Origin of the sequence: Corallococcus sp. CA041A, assembly GCF_003612075.1 — a bacterium.
Lineage (GTDB): Bacteria > Myxococcota > Myxococcia > Myxococcales > Myxococcaceae > Corallococcus > Corallococcus exiguus.
In genome coordinates, this window is the sequence record NZ_RAWF01000416.1 from 1 (window position 1) to 5,022 (window position 5,022).

The 5,022-nt window shown below is 68.5% G+C and carries 4 protein-coding genes; 1 reads left to right on the forward strand and 3 read right to left on the reverse strand.

Going from position 1 to position 5,022, the window contains the following annotated elements; translation table 11 throughout:
• Window positions 1-158: 158 nt before the first annotated feature.
• Entirely contained in the window at window positions 159-1,583 is a 1,425-nt protein-coding gene (locus tag D7V77_RS40025; protein WP_120581450.1) for a hypothetical protein, read from the reverse strand.
• 84 nt (window positions 1,584-1,667) lie between these two features.
• On the opposite strand from D7V77_RS40025, the gene D7V77_RS40030 reads away from it, so the two are divergent.
• The gene (locus D7V77_RS40030) at window positions 1,668-2,702 is read left to right on the forward strand and encodes a PA0069 family radical SAM protein (RefSeq protein WP_120581451.1); all 1,035 of its coding nucleotides are present in this window, start codon (window positions 1,668-1,670) and stop codon (window positions 2,700-2,702) included.
• A gap of 28 nt (window positions 2,703-2,730) precedes the next feature.
• Here the strand turns inward: D7V77_RS40030 and D7V77_RS40035 are convergent, their stop codons facing one another.
• Entirely contained in the window at window positions 2,731-2,979 is a 249-nt protein-coding gene (locus D7V77_RS40035; protein ID WP_120581452.1) for a GlsB/YeaQ/YmgE family stress response membrane protein, read from the reverse strand.
• Between the two features lie 26 nt (window positions 2,980-3,005).
• Window positions 3,006-5,022: M13 family metallopeptidase (locus D7V77_RS40040; protein ID WP_147452319.1), on the reverse strand; the 2,017-nt coding region annotated here is incomplete at its 5' end.

Sequence of the window (5,022 nt, forward strand, 5' to 3'; positions counted from 1 at the left end):
GTACTTCAGCCGCATGCTGACGAAGCGGCGGGAGGACTTCTACGCTGCTGCCGTCCACCTCCTGGCGCAGTTGGGCCGCCCAGGAGGCTTCCGACGTCTCATCTCCTCTGCCCGCACTCGTTGGGTAGGCAAAGATTTACCCCGGATGGCTTAGAAGGCTACTTCGCGAGCCACTCCGCGAAGCGCTTGTCGAGGAGCGGCGCCGCCTTGTCGACGGCGTCCCAGGTGTCGTCGTCGAGCTTCGGCGCGTCGTGACCGAACGGCCCCGCGCGTTTTCCGAATGTCTTCTTGAGGTCGGCGGTGATCCACAGCCCGTTCATGTTGTGGAACCACCGCCACGCCAGCTCGCGGAGGCCCGGCGCATCGCGGAGGTGGTTGTCCCAGAGGCCGCGCGGGAGCGCCTGCTTCACGAACTCCGACCCCTTCGCCTTGCGTGTCGCGACAGCCTCGAGCAGTGCGCGGTGCGCCGGGAATCGCGACGTATCGAGCAGGCCCCGTGTCGCGGCATAGCCAATGAAGAGCCCGGTCGTGACGTCGGGATACCGCTCGAGGGCGCCCCCGCCGTCCACGGCGAGGGTGACGGAGAGGGACTCGTCGAACTCGAGCGTGAGCCACACGTGCTCCGCGGTGTCGAGCGCGAAGTCCCAATAGGCGACGGTGAGCGCGTCTTCGTCAGCGAAGGCGGCGCTACGACCGGTGGGCGGGCCGAGCAGCTTCGTGATCTCCGCCTCCGCCTTCACCTTCCACGACACGCCCAGGACGTCCTCGCCCACCTTCGAGCGCACCCACGCGGAGGAGACGTAGGGGATGAACGTCTTGGCCGTCTTCGGGATGGGCAGGAAGGCGTCGTTCAGGATGTCGTGGGAGAAGACGATTTCGACGCCGTGCTTCGCCGCTTCGACGTTCACCGAATCGGTGTTCTCACTCGTGGACGCGGGCACCTTCTTGCCAAGCACACCGGTCACGTAGGCGATGACCTCGGGGTCGTCCGAGCGCCGTCCCATGAGCGCCGCCAGTTGCTGGACCTTCGGGCCGAGCTTCTTCATCACCGCGGTGGGAACGAACGTGTGCACCGTCGCGGGAGGCGCGGACGCGGAGGGCACGGCGTCGCCGTCCAGCCAGGCCGCGAAGTCGAAGTCCTTCGCCTTCGGCGCCCGGACCTTCTTCGCCTTCAGCCACGCAGCCAGCGCCTTGCGGCCGGACGCCCCCTCTTCGTCATCCAGGTCGGACACCTCCGTCTCGCCCCGGGCCCACAGCGCCAGGAACTCCTCGAGGCTGTTCGCGACCGTCCGCGCCTCCCCCTCCGAACCGACCAACGCCACAGCCCACGGAGCGTCCGCGCCGGGGTTCACGAGCGCGAGCAACGAGCCATCCGGGAGCTGGAGGAACGCGAAGGCGTCACGGTGAAGCCGGTCCGCCTTCGCCGGGTTCCACTCCTTCGGAACAGGCTCGGCCGCGAGCGCATCGAACCAGCCCAGCGTTCCATGGGACTGATTGCCAATCCAGGCGCCGACGTCCGCCAGCAGCGGTGGAATCTCATGCCCCTTCGGCGCCTTGGAGAGCTTGACCGTGTAGTTCGCCATCCGGGCAGCTTTGGCCGCGGCCCCCACGCTGTAAAGGCGCGCGTGCGTCTTGACTGAACGCGCTTTCAGCCACACCCTGGCAGGGTGAAGGCCCGCCCCGTCGACAATCCGCCCAACCCCTGGGCCAGCACCGCGGTGGAGTACCTGGACGAGATTCCCCCCGCGCGCCTGGAAGTCTGGGAGGACCACAGCCGCTCCATCATCGCGAGCAACGACAGCCCCGACGTGTGCTTCTCCTGGAGCGTCAACCCGTACCGGGGCTGCCTTCACGCCTGCGCCTACTGCTACGCGCGCCCCACGCACCAGTACCTGGACTTCGGCGCGGGCACCGACTTCGAAACGCGCCTCGTCGTCAAACCCAACGCTCCAGAGCTCTTGCGCGAAGCCTTCGACCGTCCGTCGTGGAAGGGAGAGACGGTCGTCTTCAGCGGCGTCACGGACTGCTACCAGCCCCTGGAGGCGTCGCTCCGGCTCACCCGCCAGTGCCTGGAGGTCTGCGCCGAGTACCGCAACCCCGTGGGCATCGTGACCAAGGGCGTGCTGATTGAGCGCGACCTGGACGTGCTCCAGCGGCTGGCGTCAGAGACGAAGCTGTTCGTGAGCATCAGCCTCCCCTTCCACAACGAGGAGCTGGCGCGCGCCATGGAGCCGCTCGTCGCCACACCGAAGCGGCGCCTGGCCACCATCCGCAAGCTCACGGAGGCCGGCATCGACGTGGCCGTGTCCGTGGCCCCCATCATCCCCGGCCTCAACGACGAGGACATCGCGCGGGTCGTCACCGCCGCCCGTGAGGCCGGCGCCACGCGCGCGCACTACACGCTCTTGCGGCTTCCCGGACCGGTGCAGGCCGTCTTCGAGGAGCGCCTGCGCGCGAAGCTGCCCCTGCGCGCGGAGCGGGTGCTGCACCGCATCCGCGAGACGCGCGGCGGGGAGCTCACCGACAGCCGCTTCAAGCACCGCATGCGCGGCGAAGGGCTCTACGCCCAAACAATCCACCAGCTCTTCGCGACGTCGGCGCGCAAGGTGGGCATGCGCGCCTCATCCATCACGGAGGCCGCGCCGGACACCTTCCGGCGCCCCGCGCGGCCCTCCACGTCACCCCAGCTGTCGCTCTTCTAGGCAGCGAAGGGCGCGACATCCGGGGGCGCTATTTCCGGATGGCTTGCAGGATGGACAGCAGGATGACCGCGCCCACCGTGGCCACCAGCAGCGAGTACAGGTTGAAGCCTGTCACGCCCCGGCCACCGAAGAAGCTGAACACCCAGCCGCCCAGCATGGCACCCACGATGCCGGCGACGATGTTGGCGAACATCCCCATCCGGGCGTTGGTGCCCTTGATGATGCTGGCCAGCCAGCCTGCGATACCGCCCAACACCAGCCACGAGCAGATTCCCATGACGTCCTCCAGGTAGGGCCGAAGCCTTACCAGACCTCACAGCGGTTCGCAGCGGGCGCCACCATCGGCGACCCCGCGGGGCAGGAGAAGGCCTGCTGGAACTGCGGCAGGTTCACGTCCGGCCCCTTCACGCGCAGGAACGCCGGCGAGTGCGAATCCGTCAGCGCCCGCTGCCGCGCAGCTTCATTACGAATCTTCGAGCACCACGATTGCGCGTGCGCGAGGAAGAACTGCTGCCCCGGGGTGAAGCGGTACGAGTTCGCCTTCGCCGCCTGCTCCGGGCGCTTCGCCAGGTAGGACTCCATGGCCGCGTACGCCAGCTTGAGGCCGCCCAGGTCCGCGACGTTCTCGCCCAGGGTGAGCTTGCCGTTCACCTTCACGTCGTCCACGGCGGTGTACTGGTCGTACTGGTTCTTCACGCACGACACGCGCTCGCGGAAGGCCTTGTCCGACGCCGGGGTCCACCACGTGCGCAGGTTGCCGTCCGCGTCGAACTGGCGGCCTTCATCATCGAAGCCGTGGGTGATTTCGTGGCCCACCACCATGCCCATGGCGCCGAAGTTCACCGCCGCGGACGCGTCCCGCCCGAAGAACGGCGGCTGGAGGATGCCCGCCGGGAAGACAATCTCGTTGGTGGCCGCGTTGTAGTAGGCGTTCACCGTGGGCGGCGACATGAACCACTCCTGCCGGTCCACCGGCTGGCCCACCTTGCGCAGCTGGCGCGCCTGCTCGAAGGCGTCCGCCGCCAGCACGTTGTCCAGGTACGAGTCGCGCGTCACCGTCAGCCCGTCGTAGCCGCGCCACTGGTCCGGGTAGCCAATCTTGTTGGTGATCTTCTTCACCTTCACCAACGCCTGCGCCTTGGTCTCCGCGTCCATCCAGGACAGCGTGTCCAGGTTGCGCTCGAAGGACTGCTCAATCTGCTGGACCATGTCCAGCGTGGTGGCCTTGCCGTCCGCGCCGAAGGTGCGCGCGATGAAGGGCTTGGCCAGCGCGTGCGGCAGCGCTTCGTCCGTGGCGTCCACGCACTTCTTCCAGCGCGCCAGGTCCGCCTTGGCGCCGGTGAGCACCGAGGACTCGAAGCGGAAGAACTCGTCGCGCAGCGCCTTGGGCAGCGCCGTCTGCACGTCCTTCACCAGGTGGTAGGAGAGGTACGGCCCCATGTCCGTGGGGCGCTGCTGGCGCACCAGCGCGGACACCTCCGAGAAGAACTTCGGCTCCGTCACGTTGAGCGCTTCACCCGCGGGCAGCCCCACCTGCGCGAAGTACGTGTCCCACTGGAAGGCGGGCGCCAGTTGCTTCAGGCCCTGGCGCTCCAGGCGGTGGTAGACCTTCTCCGGCTCGCGCCGCTCCTCCTTGGGCAGCCGCGCGTTGGCCAGGCGCGTCTCGATGGCGAGGATGCCAATGGCCTTGCGGCTGGCCACGAAGGGCGCGTCGCCCAACAGCTCGAAGACCTTCTGCACGTGCGCCTGGTAGGCGTTGCGCGCCTCGCGCATCTTCACGTCGGGCTTGAGGTAGTAGTCGCGGTCCGGCAGGCCCAGCCCGCCCGCGTCCACCACGGCGATGACCTGCGTGGCGTCCTTCTGGTCCTGATCCGACCCCACGCGGAACAGCGCGTTCACGTCGTGCGCGTGCAGCCAGGCCACCGCGCCGGCCACCGCCTGCGGGCTCTTCAGGCCGTTGAGCTTCGCCAGGTACGTGCGCAGCGTGGGCAACGACTGCTCCAGCTTCGCCTCGTCCATGCAGGAGCCGTAGAAGTCGCCCAGCTTCTTCTCTTCCGCGGTGCCCTCGCCCTGCCCTTCCGCGGCCTTGGAGAGGATGTCGCGCAGCACGGTCTGGTTGCGCTCGGCCACCGTCTCGAAGCCGCGGCTCCAGCGCGCGCGCTCGGCGGGGATCTCCGTGGCCTTCAGCCAGCCGCCACACGCGTACTGGTAGAAGTCGTCACAGGGGTTCACGGACGGGTCCATCACCGCGGCGTCCAGGCCCGGAGGCATGGGGCGCTCGGACATGGGCACGGCGGGGGCCTCTGGCGCGGGCGTGGCC